At 72.8% G+C, this 19,628-nt stretch carries 18 protein-coding genes and 1 pseudogene; 9 read left to right on the top strand and 10 right to left on the bottom strand.

The features are described from left to right. Nucleotides 1-71: 71 nt before the first annotated feature. Nucleotides 72-539 carry a hypothetical protein gene (locus KB893_RS13495; RefSeq protein WP_211925173.1) on the bottom strand — a complete coding sequence of 156 codons (468 nt, stop codon included), beginning with the start codon at nucleotides 537-539 and terminating at the stop codon, nucleotides 72-74. A 58-nt stretch (nucleotides 540-597) separates the two neighbouring features. Next, entirely contained in the window at nucleotides 598-756 is a 159-nt protein-coding gene (locus KB893_RS13490; protein WP_211925172.1) for a DUF1328 domain-containing protein, read from the bottom strand. Between the two features lie 235 nt (nucleotides 757-991). On the opposite strand from KB893_RS13490, the gene KB893_RS13485 reads away from it, so the two are divergent. Next, entirely contained in the window at nucleotides 992-2,089 is a 1,098-nt protein-coding gene (locus tag KB893_RS13485) for a DNA topoisomerase IB (RefSeq protein ID WP_211925171.1), read from the top strand. Between the two features lie 10 nt (nucleotides 2,090-2,099). Here KB893_RS13485 and KB893_RS13480 read toward each other — a convergent pair whose 3' ends face one another. Continuing rightward, entirely contained in the window at nucleotides 2,100-3,005 is a 906-nt protein-coding gene (locus tag KB893_RS13480; RefSeq protein ID WP_211925170.1) for a class I SAM-dependent methyltransferase, read from the bottom strand. Between the two features lie 28 nt (nucleotides 3,006-3,033). Beyond that, complete coding sequence (locus tag KB893_RS13475) at nucleotides 3,034-3,900, bottom strand: class I SAM-dependent methyltransferase (protein ID WP_211925169.1); 867 nt, start codon at nucleotides 3,898-3,900, stop codon at nucleotides 3,034-3,036. Nucleotides 3,901-4,021: 121 nt separating this feature from the next. Between KB893_RS13475 and KB893_RS13470 the strand changes: the two genes are divergently transcribed. Beyond that, nucleotides 4,022-4,741, top strand: a complete 720-nt coding sequence (locus tag KB893_RS13470; RefSeq protein ID WP_211925168.1) for a GntR family transcriptional regulator — start codon at nucleotides 4,022-4,024, stop codon at nucleotides 4,739-4,741. 6 nt (nucleotides 4,742-4,747) lie between these two features. Here the strand turns inward: KB893_RS13470 and aceK are convergent, their stop codons facing one another. Both aceK and KB893_RS13460 read right to left on the bottom strand, forming a co-directional pair. Next, nucleotides 4,748-6,487, bottom strand: a complete 1,740-nt coding sequence (aceK, locus tag KB893_RS13465) for a bifunctional isocitrate dehydrogenase kinase/phosphatase (RefSeq protein WP_211925167.1) — start codon at nucleotides 6,485-6,487, stop codon at nucleotides 4,748-4,750. Between the two features lie 417 nt (nucleotides 6,488-6,904). Beyond that, nucleotides 6,905-7,780: pseudogene (locus KB893_RS13460) on the bottom strand (LysR substrate-binding domain-containing protein); the annotation flags it as partial. Nucleotides 7,781-7,879: 99 nt separating this feature from the next. Here KB893_RS13460 and KB893_RS13455 point away from each other — a divergent pair. Further along, complete coding sequence (locus KB893_RS13455; RefSeq protein ID WP_211925165.1) at nucleotides 7,880-8,086, top strand: hypothetical protein; 207 nt, start codon at nucleotides 7,880-7,882, stop codon at nucleotides 8,084-8,086. Nucleotides 8,087-8,150: 64 nt separating this feature from the next. On the opposite strand, the gene icd is transcribed toward KB893_RS13455, so the two are convergent. Then, nucleotides 8,151-9,410 (bottom strand): NADP-dependent isocitrate dehydrogenase, encoded by a 1,260-nt coding sequence (icd, locus tag KB893_RS13450; RefSeq protein WP_211925164.1) that lies wholly within the window; start codon nucleotides 9,408-9,410, stop codon nucleotides 8,151-8,153. A gap of 204 nt (nucleotides 9,411-9,614) precedes the next feature. Here icd and KB893_RS13445 point away from each other — a divergent pair, with 204 nt between their 5' ends. From KB893_RS13445 to KB893_RS13425, 5 genes are all read left to right on the top strand, one after another. After that, nucleotides 9,615-12,926: a DEAD/DEAH box helicase gene (locus tag KB893_RS13445; RefSeq protein ID WP_246505661.1), complete on the top strand. Its 3,312-nt coding sequence runs from the start codon at nucleotides 9,615-9,617 to the stop codon at nucleotides 12,924-12,926. Nucleotides 12,927-13,082: 156 nt separating this feature from the next. Further along, the gene (locus KB893_RS13440) at nucleotides 13,083-13,358 is read left to right on the top strand and encodes a hypothetical protein (RefSeq protein WP_211925110.1); all 276 of its coding nucleotides are present in this window, start codon (nucleotides 13,083-13,085) and stop codon (nucleotides 13,356-13,358) included. 139 nt (nucleotides 13,359-13,497) lie between these two features. Further along, the gene (locus KB893_RS13435; RefSeq protein ID WP_211925109.1) at nucleotides 13,498-13,905 is read left to right on the top strand and encodes a hypothetical protein; all 408 of its coding nucleotides are present in this window, start codon (nucleotides 13,498-13,500) and stop codon (nucleotides 13,903-13,905) included. Between the two features lie 193 nt (nucleotides 13,906-14,098). Next, a complete protein-coding gene (locus tag KB893_RS13430) occupies nucleotides 14,099-14,770 on the top strand; it encodes a carbonic anhydrase (RefSeq protein ID WP_211925108.1) in 672 nt (223 codons plus the stop codon). 11 nt (nucleotides 14,771-14,781) lie between these two features. Continuing rightward, a complete protein-coding gene (locus KB893_RS13425) occupies nucleotides 14,782-16,308 on the top strand; it encodes a SulP family inorganic anion transporter (protein WP_211925107.1) in 1,527 nt (508 codons plus the stop codon). A 93-nt stretch (nucleotides 16,309-16,401) separates the two neighbouring features. On the opposite strand, the gene KB893_RS18590 is transcribed toward KB893_RS13425, so the two are convergent. The 3 genes from KB893_RS18590 to KB893_RS13415 form a co-directional block, all read right to left on the bottom strand. Next, nucleotides 16,402-16,527, bottom strand: coding sequence for a hypothetical protein (locus tag KB893_RS18590; protein ID WP_263858596.1), 126 nt, complete (start codon nucleotides 16,525-16,527; stop codon nucleotides 16,402-16,404). A 99-nt stretch (nucleotides 16,528-16,626) separates the two neighbouring features. Further along, nucleotides 16,627-17,943, bottom strand: a complete 1,317-nt coding sequence (locus KB893_RS13420; protein ID WP_211925106.1) for an amidohydrolase — start codon at nucleotides 17,941-17,943, stop codon at nucleotides 16,627-16,629. A gap of 58 nt (nucleotides 17,944-18,001) precedes the next feature. Then, complete coding sequence (locus KB893_RS13415) at nucleotides 18,002-18,892, bottom strand: AraC family transcriptional regulator (RefSeq protein WP_211925105.1); 891 nt, start codon at nucleotides 18,890-18,892, stop codon at nucleotides 18,002-18,004. Nucleotides 18,893-19,059: 167 nt separating this feature from the next. On the opposite strand from KB893_RS13415, the gene KB893_RS13410 reads away from it, so the two are divergent. Continuing rightward, the gene (locus tag KB893_RS13410; RefSeq protein WP_246505660.1) at nucleotides 19,060-19,608 is read left to right on the top strand and encodes a type 1 glutamine amidotransferase domain-containing protein; all 549 of its coding nucleotides are present in this window, start codon (nucleotides 19,060-19,062) and stop codon (nucleotides 19,606-19,608) included. The last annotated feature ends 20 nt before the right edge of the window (nucleotides 19,609-19,628 follow it).

Here is a 19,628-nt window from a genome sequence, read left to right as displayed (position 1 = left end):
AGGCCGCGGACGGACCGCGGCCTTCTCGGCTGCGCGGGGCCGCGGGAAGCGGCCCCGTGCGGCGGGAACGATCACATCCGCTCGGCGTCGGCGTTCTCGTCCATCTGCTCGGCGTTGGCCTCGGCCTCGGCGCGGGCGGCCTCGGCATCGGCCTTGGCCTTCTCCAGGGCGGCGTCGGCCTCGGCGATGGCGGCCTCGCGCTCCGGGCCCTCCGGCATGGTCTGCGCCTTCTCCACGGCGACCTTGTGCTGGGCCTCGGCCTCGGCGACGGCGACCTCGTACTGGGCCTGCGCCTGCGCATCGGCGACGTCGGCGCGTTCGCCGTCGAGGCCGTTCATGTCGCGGTCGCCCATGTCGTCGCGCAGGTCCTCGCGCTCCTCGGCCACGTTCTCGGCCGCGTCCTGGCGCGCCTCTGCGACGTTCTCCTGCGCTTCCTGCTGGGCCTCGGCGACGTCGGCCTGAGTGCTCTGCTGGTCGCACGCCGAAAGCGCGAAGGTGGCGGCGACGGCGAGGCTCAGCAGCAGTTTGTTATTGGTCATGTGTTTGCTCCTGGTGTGACGTGTATGACTTCGGGTGGTTTGTCGGAGTGATCGGGATCTAGACCCTGCGGCCGCGGATCAGCGAGATCACGAACAGCACGAGGAAGATCACGAACAGCACCTTCGCGATCGTGCCGGCGATGCCGGCCACGCCGAAGAAGCCGAAGGCGCCGGCGATGAGCGCGATGATCAGGAAGATGATGGCGTAGCTCAGCATGTTGAACTCCTGTCTCGATTCGGGTGGAAATCGATGGCGACCGACGGGGGGCCGGCAGTCGACGGGGACGGAGCCTGCCAATGGGCTGGTGCAAGGCGCATGATGAACTTGCTGAACGAACGCGGCATGTTCGCTGGCGGAAAGCGTCCGTTCAGCGGGCGGCGCGGGCGGTGACCGCGCAGACCGGCGTCGAACACACGTCGCCTTCGCGAGCCGCTCGCCAGCGTTGCGCCGCATGAGCAGCCCGGCATCCGCGCCATCCGGCGACAGTCACGACCTCCAGGCGGCGCAGATCGCCGAGCAGCTCACCGAGGCGGGACTGGTACACGTGAGCGATGAGCAGCCCGGCTTCCGCAGGCGCAGGGCCGGCAAGGGCTTCAGCTACATCGACACCCGGGGACAGCCGATCCGGGACGATCGGATCCTCACCCGCATCCGCGCCCTGGCGATCCCGCCGGCCTACACCGACGTCTGGATCTGCGCGCGCCCCAACGGCCACCTGCAGGCCACCGGCCGCGATGCCCGCGGACGCAAGCAGTACCGCTACCACGCGCGCTGGCACGAGGTGCGCGAGGAGGACAAGTACGGACGCATGATCGCCTTCGGCGAGGCGCTGCCGCGCCTGCGCAGACGGCTCAAGCGCGATCTCGCCCTGCCGGGCCTGCCGCGCGACAAGGTCCTCGCCGTCGTCGTCACCCTGCTCGGCGAGACGCTGGCCCGGATCGGCAACATCGAGTACGCCCGCGACAATCGCTCCTACGGCCTGACCACCCTGCGCGACCGCCATCTCCAGTTCGTGCGCGCCGGCCGCGCCTGGTTGCGCTTCCGCGGCAAGAGCGGGCTGGAGCACGAGATCGCGATCGACGACACGCGGCTCGCGCGGATCGTGCAGCGCTGCCAGCAGCTGCCCGGGCAGCACCTGTTCCAGTACCTGGACGAGGACGGGGCGCGGCAGCCGGTCGACTCCGGCATGGTCAACGACTACCTGCGCGATGCCATGGGCGGCGATTTCAGCGCCAAGGACTTCCGCACCTGGGGCGGCACCCTGCGCGCGCTGGCGGTGCTGGCGCAGACGCCGCTGCCCGAGGCCGGCGGCGAGCGCGCGGTGACATCGACGCTCGCCGCGGCGATCAAGCAGGTCGCCTGCGAACTGCGCAACACGCCGGCAGTCTGCCGCAAGAGCTACATCCACCCCGCGGTCCTGGATGGCTGGCGCGAGGCGGTCATCGGCGACTTCCCCCGCGGCAGCCGCCAGCAGGAGCGTTTCCTGCTGGGTTACCTGCGTCGGCGCCAGCGGGCGCAGGCGCGCCGCCTGCGGCAGCGCGCCCGCTGACGGGCGCTGCTCAGGCCTGCGGCTTGACGAAGCGCAGGGTCATGCGGTCGCTTTCGCCGATCGCCTGGAACGGGGCCGGATCGGCACCCTCGGGCAGGTTCGAGGTTGGCGGCAGGGTCCACACCCCGTTCGGGTGGTCGCGGGTATCGGCCGGATTCGCGTTGATCTCGCTCTTCCCGTCGAGCCGGAACCCCGCCTGTTCGGCCAGCGCGACGACCTGCGCCTCGCCGACATAGCCGGTCCCGTCGTCGTCCGGCACGTCCTGCGCGGCGCGATGCTCGACCACGCCGAGGACGCCGCCGGGCTTCAGCACCTCGAAGAAGCCGCGGAACATCGCCTCGGCGTTGCCGCCGCCGCGCCAGTTGTGCACGTTGCGGAAGGTCAGCACCACGTCGGCGCTGCCGGGTGCGCCGAATGCCGGTGCTGCGGGGTCGAAGGCGACGATCTCGGTCTCGCCGTACACCGAGGTGTCGGCCAGCAGCCCCTGCAGCTGGTCGCGGGCGCGGGCCTGGTAGTCGCGGGCGCGCTCGCCGGCGCGTTCGGGATCGACCACCGCGGCGACATAGTGGCCGTTGGCGCGCAGGTAGGGGGCCAGGACGCGGGCGTACCAGCCGCCGCCGGGCGTGATCTCGACCACGGTGTCGTCCGGCTCCACGCCGAAGAAGCGCAGCGTCTCGGCCGGGTGCCGGTACTGGTCGCGCGCGCGGGTGTCGCCGCGCCAGTCGCCGGCCAGGGCGGCGTCGAGCGGGTCCTGCGTGGCGATGGCGTCGGCGGTGCCGCCGGGTGCGGGCGCGGCGGTTGCAGGAGCGGGCTGGTCGACCGCGGTCTCGACGCGGTCGGCGTCGTCCGGCGGACCGATCCGGCCGCAGGCGCAGAGCGCCAGGGCGATGGTCAGGCTCAGGGTGGCGTTGCGCATGTCGCTCTCCGGTCGGGTGGGCGGTGGATCAGGGGGCCTGCGGCTTCACGAACTTCAGGGTCATGCGGTCGCTCTCGCCGATCGCGCGGTAGCGCCCGGCGTCGGCGCCGTCGGGCACGCGCAGCGTCGGCGGCAGCGTCCACACCCCGTTGGGATGCTCTGTGGTGTCGCGGGGGTTGGCATTGATGTCGCTCTCCTCGACCAGACGGAAACCCGCCGCCTCGGCGAGCGCCACGACCTGGGCGACGGTGACGTAGCCGCTGCCGGCGGACGCCGCTTCCGTGCCCGGGCGCGCGCGGTGGTCGACCACGCCGAAGGTGCCGCCCTCGCGGAGCACCGCGTGGGCGGCATCGAAGATGGCCGCGGCGCTGCCGTTGTCGATCCAGTTGTGCACGTTGCGGAAGGTCAGCAGCACGTCGGCGCTGGCGTCGGCACCGAAGCGTGGCGCCGCAGGGTCGAAGGTGCGCACCTGCGGCTGGCCGAAGATCGCGGGCTCCGCGGCGAAGCGCGTGCGCAGACGCTCGCCGCGGTCGCCGCCGTCGGGCACCAGCGCGACGTACTGGCCGTCGCCGCGCATCAGCGGCGCGAGGATCTCGGCGTACCAGCCGCCGCCCGGACTCAGCTCCAGCACCGTCTGTCCCGCCTGCAGCCCGAAGAACCCCAGCGTCTGCTTCGGGTGCCTGGCCGGGTCGCGCGCGCGGTTGGCGGCGCTGCGCCAGGTGCCGTCGAGCACGCCGTCGAGGCGCGCGTCGAAGGTGTCGGCGGGACTGGCCAGGTCCGGCGGCGGCGCCGGCTCCGACAGCGCCTCGGCGCTGGGCACGGCAGGTTCCGGTGCCGGCGTGGCGCAGGCGGCGAGCAGCGCGAGCGCGGCGCAGGCGACGAGCGGACGATGCATGCGGGAATCCCGGAGGCGGTGGCGCCGGAGCCTAGCATGTGCATCCGCACATGCCGGCGCGTGCCGGGCCGACGCATAATCGGGATCGCCAGGCCTGCCTCCGCCGCGAATCCTCCGCGCCATGAGCGACGCATCCCAGCTTCTCCCGCAGCGGCGCAACGCCCTCTACCAGGACGTCGCCGAGCGCCTGCGCGAGAAGATCTACGACTACGAGCTTCTGCCCGACAGCTGGATCGACGAGCCCGCGCTCGCCGCGGAGCTCGGCATCAGCCGCACGCCGCTGCGCGAGAGCCTGAAGCTGCTCGCCGCCGAGGGCCTGGTGCAGATGGAACCGGGCCGCGGCTGCCGCGTGGTCAAGATCTCGCTGGAGGACCTGGCCGAGCTGTTCCCGGTGATGGCGCTGCTGGAGGGCCGCTGCGCCTTCGAGGCCGCGCGCAAGCTCGGCGCGGGCGACCTGGAGACGCTCGAGGCGATCCACGCCGAGCTCGAGGCGGCGGCGGCCGCGGGCGACATCGCCGCCTACTACGCGGGCAACTACCGCTTCCACGAATGCGTGCAGACCCTGTCCGGCAACCGCTGGCTGATCCGCGCCACCAGCGACCTGCGCCGCATCCTGAAGATGCACCGCGGGCGCCAGCTGCTGGCGCCGGGCCGCATGGAAGCCTCGCTCGCCGAGCACCGCATCCTGATGGACTGCTTCCGGCGACGCGATCCCGACGCCGCGCAGCGGGTCATGGCCGCGCACCTGGAGGACCAGGGGCTCGCGCTGCAGCGCTACGTGGCCGAGGGCGGGCGCCTGCACGCGCCGGCGCCCCTGCCGGGCGCGCGCGCGGCGCGCTGAGGCGGGTCAGGCCGACGTCTGCGCGCGCACGGCGGTGCGCGCCGAGTCGGGATAGGGCGGCACGTCCGGCGCCTCGCCGCGCAGGCGCGCCGCCTGCAGGCCGCGCCACCAGTCCGGGTCGAACAGCTCCGGGTGCGCGGCGACGAAGGCCTCGCGCAGCGCGGGCGCAAGGCCCAGGAAGCGCGCGAACTCCTCGGGGAACACGTCGCCCTCCGCCGCGTAGACCACGTCCTCCAGCGGCTGCAGCGCCTCGTCCCCCGACAGCGCCGGCAGCCGGCGGAAGCTGCAGGCCTCGAGCGGACAGAGTTCGTCGTAGTCGTAGAAGATCGCGCGGCCGTTGCGGCTGACGCCGAAGTTCTTCAGCAGCATGTCGCCGGGGAAGATGCCGCTGCGGGCGAGGTCCTTGATCGCCTGGCCGTAGTCGAGCGCCGCGGCCAGCGCGGCGGCTTCGTCCACCTCGCGGAGGTAGAGGTTGAGCGGGCGCAGGCGGCGCTCGATGTAGCAGTGCCGGAGCACGATCTCCCCGCCGTCGCGGTAGACGGTCTCGCTGCACTCGGCCAGCAGCGCGTCCAGCAGCGCCGGTTCGAAGCGCGCGGCCGCGAAGCGCAGCTCGCGGAACTCCTGCGCGTCGACCAGCCGCCCGACGCGGTCGTGCCGCGCCACCAGCCGGTAGCGGGCGATCACCCCGGCGCGCGAAATCGACTTGCCGTAGCCGAAGCGGTCGCGGATCAGCTTGAACACGATCGGGTAGGTGGGCAGGGTGAACACCTGCATCACCAGCCCGCGCTCGCCCTCGGCGACGACGAAGCGTTCGTCCGGGTTGAGCTGCAGATGCCGCAGCAGGCGCCGGTAGCGCTCGGTCTTGGCCTGCTTGGCCCGACCCAGCACCGCGTAGATCTCGTCGACCGGCTTGTGCGGCATCAGCGTGCGCAAGAACACCACCGCGTCGCCCACCGTCGGCAGGTCGGCGTGGAAGTAGCTCCGCGCGAAGCCGAACAGCATCGACACCTGCCGGCGTTCGGTCAGCACCGCGTCGACCGCGACACCCCCATCACCGTTGGTGAGCGCCACCACCAGCGGCGCCCAGGTCTCGTCGTCGAAGATGCGCCCGACCAGGTAGGCGCGGCGCTCGCGGTAGAACACCGTGCGCAGCAGCTCGATCGCGCGCCCGCGGGTGTCCGAACGCGCCCGCAGCGCCGCGGCCAGCGCACGTGCGCTGGCCTCGAGGTCGGCGAAGCGGCCGACGAAGGCGTGGTCGCGCAGCAGGCGCCCGCAGCTCGTGGCGAGGTCGTCGCCGATCACGTAGACGTGGCGCGCCACCGGATGGGTGATGCGGTCGGTCGGCTCGATGTCGACCGCCAGGAACTCCAGCCGCGCATCCGCGCCGCGGGTGCCGAACAGGCGTCGCGACAGCGAATTGAAGAAGGTCTTGTCGAGCTCGCAGTCGAGCCGCTCGGCGATGGCGCCGGCGTAGGCGTCGCGGACCTGGTTCCACAGCATGCGCGCACGCAGGCGGTCGCCGAAGCGCGCGTCCAGCCGCGCCAGGGTCTCGCCCACGCACTGCTCGTAGAGGTCGATGCGCGCCACCGCGTCGGCCTGCGCGCCGGTCCAGTCGCACTGCGCGAACCGGCGCTGCGCACGCCGGGTGATGTCGCCGAAGCGGGCGTCGTAGTCGGCGAAGGCGTCCGCGATCAGGCTGGCGATCGCACGCGCGTCGCGGCGCGAGGGAGCGGGGCGGGAGGGCATGCGCGCCAGCCTAGCCCGGGAGCGATCGCGGCGGTCGCGGCCGGCGCCGGCTCACCTGCTCTCGGGCAGGCTCAGGACCACCCCGGGCGTGAGCGTCTCGCGGTCGCCGATGACCTCGCGGTTGGCCTCGAGGATGAGGTCCGCGGCGGCCTCGTCGCCATAGCGCGCGCGCGCGATCGAGGCGAGGGTGTCGCCTTCGAGCACGGTGTAGCCGGCGCCGGCGAGATAGGCCGACGGCATGCGGTCGTCGACCTGGTCGTTGGAGACGGCGCCGGAACCGTCCTCGGGCTGTGGCGGATCGACGCGGTTGGCCATGGCTGCGCTCCTGGGGACCGAGAGCCCCAATCTAGATGCACCGCGCCAAGCCGACGTGAGCGCATCGGCACTCGACGGCGGCGGCGGCGCTTCGCGCCCGAGCTGCGCATGCAGCCATGCGCGGAAGGCGAGGAAGCCGGCGTGCCCGAGGCTGCGCGGGGGATACACCAGCCAGTGCGCGTAGTTCATGCGCAGCCGTTTGCGGCTCAGGCGCACCAGCAGGCCGGCATCGACCAGCGGCTGCGCCAGGGTCAGGCGGCCCAGCGCCACGCCCAGGCCCTGCACCGCCGCCTGGTGCAGCGTCTCGGAGTTGTCGAAGCTGGCGACGTAGTGCGCCGGCGCTTCGCCGCCGAAGCGCGCGAACCACGGACGCCAGTGCTCGGCATGGTCGTCGGGGCGGGTGTCGGGATCGCCCAGCAGCGGTGCCGTGCCGAGGTTGTCCTCGCTCAGCGGCCCGGTGCGCGCGAGCAGTGCCGGGCTCGCTACCGGCGTGGCCCACTCGTCGAAAAGATGTTCGGCGTGCAGGCCGGGCCAGTTGCCGCGGCCCAGGCGCAGCGCCGCGTCGACGTCTTCGCGGTCGAAATCGACCAGGGCGGTGGTCGACTGCAGGTTGATGCCGATGTCGGGGTGTCTGGCGACGAAGCCCGGCAGCCGCGGGACCAGCCAGCCGCTGGCGACCAGGGGCACCAGGCTCAGGGTCAGTCGATCGCCGCTGCGCACGCGGAAGTCGCGCCACGCGCGCTCGATCTCGCCCAGGGGCGCAGCCATCGCCTCGAACAGGCGGCGCCCGTCCGCGGTCAGCGTCACCCCGCGTGGGCCGCGCACGAACAGGCGGCAGCCGACCCGCTCCTCGAGCTGGCGCATGCGGTGGCTGAGCGCGCTGACGGTGACGTGCATCGCCGCGGCGGCGCGGGTCAGGTTGCCGCAGCGGGCCACTGCGACGAAGGCTTCGACGAGGGCGAGCGGAAGCCGGTGCACCTTGACTGGAGCTCAAGCCTGGGTTGCGCAAGTTTCGCTTTTTGCGCGCGGATAGCACCAGTAGCTTCAGCCCTACTCAAGTCGCCGGAGCCTCCCGCCATGACCTTCCTGCATTCCCTGTCGGAGCTGAGCCGGGGCCTGCTGTTCCTGCACGGTCACGTCGTCACGCCGCGCGCGCTGGACACGCTCGCGCCCACCGATGGCGCGGCCGCAGCGCCGCTGCATGCGCCGGACGCGCGCCCGCCGCGGTCGCGGCCCGGACCCGCGCCCTGCGATGGCGGCACGTCGGTCGCCGGCTGCGCATGAGGCGTTTCGAAACGCAACGGGGCGCCCGAAGGCGCCCCGTCGACACACGTGCGGATCGGGCCGGCTACATCGCCGCGATGATGCGGTCGGCGAAGGCCGAGCACTTCACTTCGGTCGCACCCTCCATCAGGCGGGCGAAGTCGTAGGTGACCTCCTTCTTCGAGATCGCCACGTCCATCGCCTTGATGATGGCGTCGGCGGCCTCGGTCCAGCCGAGGTGGCGCAGCATCATCTCGCCCGACAGGATCACCGAGCCCGGGTTGACCTTGTCCTGGCCGGCGTACTTCGGCGCGGTGCCGTGGGTCGCCTCGAACACCGCATGGCCGGTGACGTAGTTGATGTTGCCGCCCGGCGCGATGCCGATGCCGCCCACTTCGGCGGCGAGCGCGTCGGAGACGTAGTCGCCGTTGAGGTTGAGCGTGGCGACCACGTCGTACTCCGCCGGACGCAGCAGGATCTGCTGCAGGAAGGCGTCGGCGATGACGTCCTTGACGGTGATGGTCTTGCCGGTCTTCGGGTTCTTGAAGGTGAGCCACGGGCCGCCGTCGAGCTCGGTCGCGCCGAACTCGCTCTTGGCCAGCGCATAGCCCCAGTCACGGAAGGCGCCCTCCGTGAACTTCATGATGTTGCCCTTGTGCACCAGGGTGACCGAATCGCGGTCGTACTCGACGGCGTAGTTCAGCGCCGCGCGCACCAGGCGCTCGGTGCCTTCCCTCGACACCGGCTTGAGGCCGAAGCCCGAGGTCGCCGGGAAGCGGATCTTGCGGAACCTGTCCGGGAAGTGCTCCTCGAGCAGCGCCTTCAGGCGCGCGGCGTCGTCGGTGCCTTCCTGGAACTCGATGCCGGCATAGATGTCCTCGGTGTTCTCGCGGAAGATCACCATGTCGACCTCCTGCGGCTTCTTCACCGGCGACGGCACGCCGTCGAACCAGCGCACCGGGCGCAGGCAGGTGTAGAGGTCGAGCATCTGCCGCAGCGCGACGTTGAGCGAGCGGATGCCGCCGCCGACCGGCGTGGTCAGCGGGCCCTTGATCGAGACCAGGTACTCGCGGCAGGCCTCGACGGTGGCGTCGGGCAGCCAGGTGCCGAACTGGTTGTTGGCCTTCTCGCCGGCGTAGACCTCCATCCACTTCAGCGAGCGCTCGCCGCCGTAGGCCTTGGCCACCGCCGCGTCGAGCACGCGCACCGCCGCGGCCCAGATGTCGGGGCCGGTGCCGTCGCCTTCGATGAAGGGGATGATCGGGTGGTTCGGCACGTTCAGCGTGCCGTCGCTGATCGTGATCTTTTCGCCGCCAGCGGGCGGGGTCGGCGTTGCGTCGGCCATGAAACCTCCTGCAGTACGTCCAGGGACGCCGCCCGGGGAGCGGCGGAGAGACGGCCATTGTGGCGCGTTTGCGCCGCGACGGAAAACGCGGGCGTATCGATGCGCCGCTCCGCGGGGAGGGAGCCGACGCCGCGTCGTCGCCGCAGGGCTGACCTGCGGCGCGCGCCGGGCTACGCTCACCGGTCGCGCGTGCGAAACGGACCGATGACGCCAGACGACCTGCACCGACGCCTCGCCGAGGGCCACTGGCGCGGCGACCTTCCCGAATCCCTCCTGCAGGAGGGACGGCTGCTCGCCGCCGCCGGCGCGATCCATGCGCTGACGGCCGCGCGCGACGACCACGGCCCGCGCCTGCTCGCCCGCTTTGAGCGGGCGGTCCACGCGGTGGGCCTGGACGACGCCGCCGGGCTCCGCGCCCGCGACCGCGGCGAGGCCGACGTGCGCGACGTCGCCGCGCTGCTGCTGGCATCGGCGCTGCCGCCGGACGCCTGGTCGGGCGAGGCGGGTCCCCTGCTTCCGCCGGACGAGGAGGCCGCGACCGGCGAGCGCACGCTCGGCCTGCTGCTGCGCATGCAGGACACCGCGCCGCTCGCGCGCTACGGCTACGACGACGACCCGCTGCCGCCGCGCCTGCGCGTGCGCCGCGACGTGCCGCGCCTGTGCGTGGCCGCGGTCTGGGCGCGGCCGGCGCGGCGCGACGGCGGCCTGGTCGATCCGCAGCCGGCCTCGCTGCGTCCCGGCGCGCTGGCTCCGGCCGAAGGTTGGCCCGACGAGGTCGCCGCCGCCCTGGAGGCGCTCGCCGCGGCGACGCCGGTGCACCAGGGCGCGCTGACCCTGCGCGCGGTGACCACGCGCGCGCTGGAGGAGGCGATGGAGACGCTCGCCGCGCGCTACCCGGTCTGGTACGAGCGGCCCGGCAACGGCCCGCTGGCGCGCGGCCCGCAGACGACGCTCGCGCTGTCGTGGCAGCCGCTGGCGGACGGCAGCCAGCTGCTGGTCAGCGGACTCGACGACTACGCCGACGCGCAGCTGCTGCGTGGCGCCGGGCTGTGGTACGTGCGCAGCGGCGAGCCCGTGTTCGGCAGCGTCGGCGGCGATCTCGCCCTGCTCGACATCCCGCCGCAGACCGCGCCGCTGCAGCCGGAGGACATCCCCGGCCTGCTGCAGCAGCAGAAGCGTCCCGGACCGGCCGCGCAGCTGCCGGTGCCCGAGCCGCGCGGGCCGGTGCGCCGGCTGGGCAGCGACCCGGTGCCGGTGCTGGTCATGCGCGGGGTGCCGATGCCGGCGACGCATCCGCGCCGGCTGGAGGGCGATCCCGACGTCCTCGGCTGCGCGCGCCTGGCCTTCGACTACGGCCCGCTGCGCGCCAACGTCAGCAGCGCCACGCCGGTGCTGCGCCGCTTCCTCGACGGCAAGGTGGTCGAGGCGCGGCGCGATCTCCCGCGCGAGCGCAAGATGCTGCAGGCCCTGCTCAAGGCCGGCCTGGTCGAGGCGCGCGAGTGCGCGCGCGGCATGGGCCTGCCGCTCGAGGTCGCCGAGGGCGAGCTGTTCGCGCGGCCGGACCCGCGCCGCGCGCCGCTGCCGCCGGAAGGCTGGCGACCGCTGCTGCGCCAGCTGGCGGCGAGCGGCGCGCGGATCGAGTACGAGCTCGACTTCCCGCACGACGAGATGGTCGAGGTCGGCGACTGGCACCTCGACATCGCCGAGCAGCAGGGCGCGTGGTTCGACGTGCGCCTGGGCATCGACGTGCAGGGCACGCGCGTGGACATGCTGCCGCTGCTGCGGCGCATGCTCGAGGATCCCGACTTCCCGCTGCAGGCGCCGCCCGACGAGAAGAAGAACGCGCTGTGGCGCGTGCAGGTCGACGACTACCGAAGCGTGCAGCTGCCGCTGGCGCGCCTGCGCGCGCTGATCGCGCCGCTGCTGGAGTGGCTGGAATCCGACCGCGGCCGCGGCCTGCGCATGCACCGCACGCAGGCGGCGGTGATTGCCGGCATCAGCGAACAGGCGCGGCTGCGCTGGGCGGATGCCACCGGCCTGCGCCAGCGCCTGCTGCGCCTGCGCGAGGGCGCCCACGCCGAGGCCGACGCGCCGCCCGGCTTCAACGCCACCCTGCGCCCCTACCAGCGCGAGGGCCTGGCCTGGCTCGACTACCTCGCCGACACCGGCCTCGGCGGCGTGCTCGCCGACGACATGGGCCTGGGCAAGACCGTGCAGGTGATCGCGCATCTGCTCGCCGAGAAGCAGCGCGGGCGCATGGACGTGCCGGCGCTGGTGGTGTGCCCGACCAGCCTGGTCGGCAACTGGCGCGAGGAGGCGGCGCGCTTCGCGCCGGGCCTGCGCACCCTCGTGCTGCACGGTTCCGGGCGCGCCGACGCCTTCGACCAGATCGACAGCCACGACCTGGTGATCACCACCTATCCGCTGCTGCCGCGCGATCGCGAGCGCCTGGTCGAGCGCCGCTTCTCGGTGCTGGTGATGGACGAGGCGCAGGCGATCAAGAACGCGCGCAGCCTGGCCGCGCAGGTGGTGCGCGAGATCCCGGCGCGCCGGCGCCTGGCGATGACCGGCACGCCGCTGGAGAACCACCTGGGCGAGCTGTGGGCGCAGTTCGATGCGGTCGAACCGGGCCTGCTCGGCAGCGAGCGCCAGTTCGCGCGGCTCTACCGCACGCCGATCGAGAAGCACGGCGATGCGGCCAAGCAGCAGCGCCTCAACCGTCGCATCGGTCCGCTGCTGCTGCGCCGGCGCAAGGACGACGTGCTCGCCGACCTGCCGGCCAAGAGCGAGATGGTGCGCAGCATCGACCTCGAGGGCGACCAGCGCGCGCTGTACGAGACGCTGCGCCTGGCCCAGCACGCGCGGGTGCTGGATGCGGTCAGCACCCGCGGGCTCGGGCAGTCGGGGATCGTGGTCATCGATGCGCTGCTCAAGCTGCGCCAGGTGTGCTGCGATCCGCGCCTGGTCAAGCTCGACAGCGCCCGCCACGTGCAGGGCTCGGCCAAGCTCGACGCGCTGCTGGAGCTGGTCGACAGCCTGCTGGGCGAGGGCCGCAGCGTGCTGGTGTTCTCGCAGTTCACCGAGATGCTGGCGCTGATCGGGCAGGCGCTCGACGCCCGCGGCATCGCCCACCTCAAGCTCACCGGGCAGACTCCGGGCAGCGAGCGTGCCGACATGGTCGCGCGCTTCCAGGCCGGCGCGGTGCCGCTGTTCCTGATCAGCCTCAAGGCCGGCGGCGTCGGCCTCAACCTCACCGCCGCCGACACCGTCATCCACTACGACCCGTGGTGGAACCCCGCCGCCGAGGCGCAGGCCACCGACCGCGCGCACCGAATCGGCCAGGACAAGCCGGTGTTCGTCTACCGCCTGATCTGCGCGGGCACGGTGGAGGAGAAGATCCAGGCGATGCAGCACCGCAAGGCCGACCTGGCACGTGCGGTGCTGGAGGAGGGCGGCAGCACCGAGCGCCTGCGCTTCGACGAGGCGGACCTGGCCGAGCTGTTCGAGCCGCTCTAGGCGCGGATAGGAATTTTCCTACCCCTCGCGACGGCGACGGACGCACGCGCCGCGGCGACGCCGGCGCGAGTCTTGCCGGTTCCCGGCGGCGCCCGTCATCGCATGGAGGCGAGGCTCGCGCGGAGCGCCGCCGGGAGTTCCTCATCCGGAGCGTCCATGAGCCTCGTCTTCCAGGTCTGCCACGACGCGGGCAGCCGTCGCTGGCAGGTCCGCCGCAACGACATCCCGGTCGAGCGCGGCCTGCCGTGCCGCGACGCCGCGCTGGCCGCCGCCCTGGTCCTTGCCCAGGACGAACAGCGGCGCCGGCAGCCGCACGCGGCCCTGCGCATCGACCGTGGGCGGGGCCTGGTATGGCTGGAGACCGCTGCGGCGCCAGCTGCCGACGCGGCTGCGCGGGAGCGTTGGGAGGGGGTCGGTCTACCCTGCGGCTGATGCGGCGCAGCAGCGGGCGGAAGGCCGCCGTTGCCGGCGTTTCCTTGCTGTTCAGGCTGGTTCTGAGGCAGATCCGCGAGGAATCTGCTGCGCAGCAACACTTGACGTCCTCGACACCGACTGCGTAGTTTCCGTGACGATGGCCACGTCACGTCGACATCTGCCCGCAGCACGCGAGCGCCTGGGACTGCCCGGCGTTGGCGCGCTGCTGTTGCTGCTGGCGATCGTGGTGCAGTGGTCGGCCAGCGGTGGCGGACTCGCGCTGACGCGGGTCGGCCTGCCTGCCGGCGGCTCGGTCTCGCCGGTCGAGGAACTCTCCGAGGCAGCGCCCCTGGGCAAGCGCGGGGCCGCAGGCATCGACGGCGATCCGCCGGATCCCGACGAGGCCCAGGTCGAGATCGTGGAGACCGGCAGCGACGACGGCTTCCTCGGCCTCGCCGCGCTCGCCGCCCCGGTGCCGGACGCCGGCAGCCACCTCACTCCGCACCCCGTGCCGGAACCCCGCCATCCGCCGGGTTCCCTGCTGCGGCCGCCGATCGCGGCCTGACCGCGCGCGCGTGCCGCTCGGCACGCGCCATCCCTGAACCTTCGCCCCGGGCCCAGGCCCGAGGCGAAGCGCGCGCGTCGTCCGCAGCCACTCCAACCCTTCCGTTTCCGATGACACCGGTCCGTTCGCGCGGCCGGCGCCGGGACGGCGCGCGCCTGCTCTTCCCCCCTGCAATTCCAACAAGGAGAAAGCCATGGAGCGCCTCATCGAGGGCTACCACCAGTTCCGCACGTCGGTGTTCCCGAACGAGCGCGAGACCTTCGCCCGCCTGGCCAGCGGGCAGCAGCCGCACACCATGTTCCTGACCTGCGCCGATTCGCGGGTCATGCCGGAGCTGATGCTCTCGGCCAAGCCCGGCGAGATCTTCGTCTACCGCAACGTCGGCAACATCGTCCCGCCCTACGGCCAGCAGGTCAGCGGCGTCGTCGCGGCGATCGAGTACGCGGTGAAGGTGCTCAAGGTCGGCCACATCGTCATCTGCGGGCACAGCGACTGCGGCGCGATGAAGGCCCTGCAGCGCCCCGAGGCGCTGACCGAGCTGCCGTCGGTCCGCGCATGGCTCAAGCACGCCGAACTCGCGCACTACGTGTACGCCGAGCACCGCGAGCGTTCGGTCGAGGACAAGCTGCGCGCGCTGACCGAGGAGAACGTCATCGCCCAGCTCGAGCACCTGCGCACGCTGCCCGCGGTGGCCGCCGCGCTGGCCAACGGCGCGCTGCGCATCCACGGCTGGATCTACGACATCGAGCACGGCGAGATCACCGCCTACGACGGCAAGAAGCGCAGCTTCCGTCCGCTCGAGCAGGACGGCGTGCAGCCGGAGGCGACGCCCGATGCGCGCTTCCCGGCCTCCGCCGCCGCCTGAGGAGGCCCGCGATGAAGGACTATTTCGCGAAGGGCCTGTTCGGGCGCGACCTGCTCGGCTCGGTGGTGGTGTTCCTGGTGGCACTGCCGCTGTGCATGGGCGTGGCCATCGCCTCGGGCATGCCGCCGGCCGCCGGCCTCATCACCGGCATCGTCGGCGGCATCCTGGTCGGTGCGATCGCCGGTTCGCCGCTGCAGGTCAGCGGCCCCGCCGCCGGCCTGGCGGTGCTGGTGTTCGAGCTGGTCCGCCAGCACGGTGCCGAGGCGCTGGGGCCGGTGATCGTGATCGCGGGCGTGATCCAGTTCATCGCCGGGCTGTGCCGGGCGGGCGTCTGGTTCCGGATGGTCGCGCCGGCGGTCGTGGCCGGCATGCTCTCGGGCATCGGCATCCTGATCGTCGCCTCGCAGCTGCACGTGCTGATGGATGCCGAACCGCTGGCCCGCGGCCTGGAGAACTTCGCCGCGCTGCCGGGTGCGCTGTGGGAGGCGGTGACCGGCGAGGGCACGGGCGTGGCGGCCCTGGCCGTGGGCCTGGCCACCATCGGCATCATGCTGGCGTGGGACAAGCTGCGTCCGGCGAAGCTGAAGTTCCTGCCCGGCGCCCTGCTGGCCGTGGTCGGAGTGACCGCGGCGGTGCAGTTCGGCGGCATCGCCGTAAACCTGGTCGACGTGCCCTCCAACCTGCTCTCGGCGATCCACCTGCCCGATGCGGAATGGCTGGGCATGCTGATCGATCCGACCCTGGTGCTGGCGGGCGTCACCTTCGCCTTCATCGCCAGCGCGGAGACCCTGCTGTCGGCGGCGGCGGTGGACCGCATGCACGACGGCGTGCGCACCAACTTCAACCGCGAGCTGGGTGCGCAGGGCGTCGGCAACTTCGTGTGCGGCCTGCTCGGTGCGCTGCCGATGACCGGCGTGATCGTGCGCAGCGCGGCCAACGTGCAGGCGGGCTCGGCCACGCGGCTGGCGACGATGCTGCACGGCAGCTGGCTGCTGGTGTTCGCCATGCTGCTGCCGTGGCTGATGCGGATGACCCCGGTCGCCTGCCTCGCCGGCATCCTGGTCTACACCGGCGTGAAGATGGTCAACCTCGGGCAGATCAGGACGCTGGCGCAGTACGGCCGCGGCACCGCGGTGGTGTACGTGGTGACGATGCTGGCGATCGTGGCCACCGACCTGCTGACCGGCGTGGTGATCGGCTTCGCCGCTTCGCTGTTCCGGCTCGCCCTGCTGTCCTCGCGCCTGGACATCGGCGTGAAGCAGTCGGCCGAGAACGAGGTGGCGCTCGACCTGCAGGGCTCGGCGACCTTCCTCAAGGTCCCGGCGATGGCGCGGACGCTGGAGCAGATTCCGCCGGGAACCCAGCTCACGCTCAACATCGACCGCCTGCAGCACGTCGACCAGGCCTACCTCGAGCTGCTCAAGGAGTGGGCGCGCGGGGCGAAGGCCAAGGGCAGCGAGCTGGTGGTGGACTGGCATCTCCTGCAGCAGCGCTGCGAGGGTGCGCGTCCACAGCCGCGGGAAGCGGCGCTGGCGTGAGTGCAGGCCGTCGTGCGGCGGCCGGATGGGAATGAAGAGGCGCGGCTCCGGCCGCGCCTCTTTCGTTGCCTGCGTTGCATGCCGCCGAGGGCCTCAGGTGCCGGGTGCGGGGGCGGGTTCGGGCGTCGGCTCGGGCGGCTCCGGTTGGCAGGCGCCGAGGGCGAGCGCCATGCCGAGCGCGGCGGCGAGGGAAAGCAGGCGGCGGAGGGGCGGGGTCATCGGAAGGTCCTCACAGGGCGGGAGTCGTGGTGACGCACCGCCAGCCGGCGCGCCAGCGACAGGCTCGCGCCGGCAGGGTGAGCGGCGCGCGAGGCGTGCTCAGGCCCCGTCCGGCGGCGCCGCACCCGCCTCCAGGTAGTCCAGCGCGACCTGCAGCATGCTGCGGGTGCCCACCTCCAGCGCGGACTCGTCGAGGAAGAACTCCGGCGAATGGTTGCTCGGCGCGGTCTCCGGATCCCGGTCCGGCGGCGTGGCGCCGACGAAGAAGAACACGCCCGGCACCCGCTGCGCGTACATCGAGAAGTCCTCGGCGCCCATGATCAGCGGCATCTCGACCACGTTCTCCGCGCCCACCGCCTTCTCCAGGCTCGGCCGGACCCGCGCGGTCAGCGCCCCGTTGTTGAAGGTGACCGGATTGCCCTCGTCGGCCGGGATCCGCGCCTCCACGGTGGCGCCGTTGGCGGCGGCGACGTGCTCGGCGACGTGGGCGAGCTTCTCGAACACCTCCGCGCGCATGTCCTCGTCGAAGGTGCGGATGGTGCCGACCAGCTCCACCGAGTCGGGAATGATGTTGTAGCGAATGCCGCCCTGGATCGCGCCGTAGCTCACCACCACCGGCTGCCTGCTGATGTCCATCTGCCGGCTGACCACGACCTGCGAGTCGGCGACGATCTGCGCCGCGGCGACGATCGGGTCGACCCCGCCCCACGGCCGCGAGCCGTGGGTCTGGCGGCCGTTGACGGTCATCGTGAAGCGGTCGGAGGCGGCCATCGTCGGGCCGCTGCGCACGCCGACCTTGCCGGCCGCGAGCGTGCTGAAGACATGCAGGCCGAACACGGCATCGGGCTCGAAGCCGTCGAACACGCCCTCGGCAAGCATCAGCCCGGCGCCGCCCTGCTCGCCCTCCGGTGCGCCCTCCTCCGCCGGCTGGAACACGAACAGCACCTCGCCCGGCAGGTCCTCGCGCATCCCGACCAGCGCCTCGGCCACGCCCATCAGGATCGCGGTGTGCGCGTCGTGGCCGCAGGCATGCATGACCCCCGTCTCCTGGCCGCGATAGGTGGTCGTGACCTTGGAGGCGAACGGCAGGTCGACCCGCTCGGTCACCGGCAGCGCGTCCATGTCCGCCCGCAGCGCGATGCGCGGACCCGGCCGCCCGCCCTTGAGCACCGCGGTGACGCCGTGGTGGGCGATGCCGGTGGTCGGCTCCAGCCCCAGCTCGCGCAGGTGCGCGGCCACCAGTGCGGCGGTGCGCGTCTCGCGGTTGCTGAGTTCCGGGTGCTCATGGATGTCGCGGCGCCAGGCGACGACCTTCCCGCGCACCGCGTCGGCCGCGGCGGCCACCGCAGGCGGTTCCGCGGCGGTGGCGGGCAGGGCGGACAGGCAGGCGAGGGCGAGCAGGGCGAGGCGCGGCATGGTGGGGCGATCCCGGAATGACGTGCCCGGATGCTAGCAGCCGTTCCGGCGGCGCCCGTCAGGCCGGTGCGGGCCGCGTCCTGGCGGTGCGGATGTCGCGCACCGGCGACGCACCGAACATGCGGCCGTACTCGCGGGTGAACTGCGGCACGCTCTCGTAGCCGACCGCGTGCGCCGCCACGCTCGACGAGACGCCGTCGGCCAGCATCATCCGCCGCGCCTCGATCAGACGCAGCTGCTTCTGGAACTGCAGGGGCGAGAGCGTCGTCACCGCGCGGAAGTGCTGGTGGAACGTCGACGGGCTCATTCCGGCCGCCCCGGCGAGGCGCTCGACCCGCAGCGGCCGCGCGTAGTCGGCACGGATGATGGCGACCGCGCGTGCGATGCGCTGGATGTTGCCTTCGGCGACGCCGAGGTTGCGGATCGCGGGCCCATGGCGCCCGGCGAGCAGCCAGAAGTGCATCTCGCGGACCAGCTGCGTCTTCAGCACGGGGACGGCGGCGGGGCGGTCGAGCAGACGCATCAGGCGCAGCGCGGCGTCGGCGACCTCGGCCTCGGTCGGCTCCACCCGCACCGGTGCGCCGACCTCCCCGCGCGCGATCTCCATCTCCAGCGCGAGTGCCTCGATCACCGCCGGGTCGAGGTCGAACACCAGCGAGTAGTACGGGACGCTGGCGTTGGCCCGGGTGACCTGGCTGACCGTGGGCACGTCCGCGGTGATCAGCAGCGAGTCGCCCGCGCCGAAGTCGAACGTGCGGCTGCCCATGGTCACCCGCTTGCTGCCCTGCACGACCAGGGCCACGAGCGGGCGCGAGATCGCGTACTGCAGCTCGCTGGGCGTGGTGGCGCGGATCGTCGTCAGCCCCGGGATCGGCGTGGAGGCGACGCCGTGCGCATCGGCGCGGAAGTCGGCGTGGCCGCGGACGGCGGCGAGCAGGGTGTCGGGCATGGCCTGGACGGTAGGGGCGCGGACCCGGCCCCGCAAGCCGCCTCCGGAGGATCGGGCAAGAAGAGCCGAGCTTCCGGCAACGCGCCGGGCGCGGGCGGCACGACAGTGGCCCCGAATCCCGAACCCCGGGCAGTCCGCCCGGGCCGATCCTCCCAAGGAGATACGCCATGACCCGCACGACCCGCGTCCTGATGCTGGCCACCAACGGTTTCGAGGAGGCCGAGCTGGTCCAGCCGCGCCAGGCCCTGCTCGACGCCGGCCACACCGTCACCCTGGCCGCGCCGGACGCGCGGCCCATCCGCGGCGTGAACTACGACCCCGCCACCGGGACCTCGCCGCCCGCGGCCGAGGCGCTCACCCCGGACACCACCTTCGACGCGGTCGATCCCGCCGCCTTCGACGCGCTCGTCCTGCCGGGCGGCGTCACCAATCCGGACACGCTGCGCATGGTGCCGCGGGCGATCGAGATCATTCGCGCCGTCGCCGCAGCGGGGAAGCCGGTCGCCTCGATCTGCCACGGCCCCTGGCTGCTGATCGAGGCCGATCTCGTGCGCGGTCGCCGCACCACCGGCTGGTACACGATCCGCACCGACCTCAGGAACGCCGGTTCCGAGGTGGTCGACGCCGAGGTCGTGGTCGACGGCAACCTCATCACCAGCCGCATGCCGAGCGACATCCCCGCGTTCAACCGGGCCATCCTCGGCGCCCTGCGCTGAGCGGCCCGGCGCGAGCGGAG

It is taken from the genome of Coralloluteibacterium stylophorae (genome assembly GCF_018122625.2).
In the GTDB taxonomy this organism is placed as follows: domain Bacteria; phylum Pseudomonadota; class Gammaproteobacteria; order Xanthomonadales; family Xanthomonadaceae; genus Coralloluteibacterium; species Coralloluteibacterium stylophorae.
Note: the sequence above shows the minus strand (reverse complement) of the source record. Positions and strands in the feature narration are given on the sequence as shown.